The sequence below is a fragment of the Clostridium sp. AF28-12 genome, from assembly GCF_003435225.1.
GTDB lineage: Bacteria > Bacillota > Clostridia > Lachnospirales > Lachnospiraceae > Pilosibacter > Pilosibacter fragilis.
Map to the genome: position 1 here is coordinate 1 of NZ_QWGJ01000027.1, position 744 is coordinate 744.

Annotated in this window: 2 protein-coding genes; both read left to right on the forward strand. The window is 42.2% G+C overall.

Annotation, left to right across the window (positions count from 1 at the left end):
• Positions 1-53: 53 nt before the first annotated feature.
• Positions 54-401 carry a transposase gene (locus tag DWY93_RS17630; protein ID WP_242990693.1) on the forward strand — a complete coding sequence of 116 codons (348 nt, stop codon included), beginning with the start codon at positions 54-56 and terminating at the stop codon, positions 399-401.
• Positions 391-744: IS3 family transposase (locus tag DWY93_RS17635; RefSeq protein ID WP_242990695.1), on the forward strand; the 354-nt coding region annotated here is incomplete at its 3' end. The genes DWY93_RS17630 and DWY93_RS17635, both read left to right, overlap by 11 nt.

Sequence of the window (744 nt, forward strand, 5' to 3'; positions counted from 1 at the left end):
TTTTTTAATGAATCTGGTATACTGTAAGCACTATAGAAAGAAGGATCATTTTTATGTCTCGAACAAGAAGAAATTTCTCCGCAAAATTCAAATCCGAGTTAGTCATTGAACTGCTTAAAGGAGAAAAGGACTTAAATACAATTGCCAGCGAAAATAACATTCAGCCGAATCTTCTTCGCAACTGGAAAAAAGAATTCCTCGATAAAGCATCGGTTGTCTTCGATGATTCAAGAGAAGACAACTTGAAAGAGAAACTCGCCTTAGAGCGCAAGGAAAAAGCCGAATACGCGAAAAAAGTTGGCCAGCTCACCATGCAGGTGGATTGGTTGAAAAAAAAATCTGAAGAAACACTTGGACCTGACTACGAGAGTAAATTTAGTCCGAAACCTTTTGAAGACTAAAGAATTCCCGATAAAAACAGGTGCTGAGCTTCTTGGAATCAACCGCACCAGCGTGTACTATAATGGAACACCCATATCTCAGGAAGAGTTAGAATGCAAGGCTATCATTGATCATCTGCATACCGATAATCCTGCCTGGGGAGCTCGTCAAATGTCTTCACAGCTGAAAATGCGTGGTCATCCGGTGGGACGCCGGAAAACGCGCCGCTATATGATTGAAATGGGGATTGATCCGATCTATCCAAAGATGAATCTTTCCAAACGTATGCAACAGGCAAAAGTCTGCCCGTATCTGCTTCGTAACGCCGTTATCGACCGTCCAAATCAGGCATGGTCAATCGAC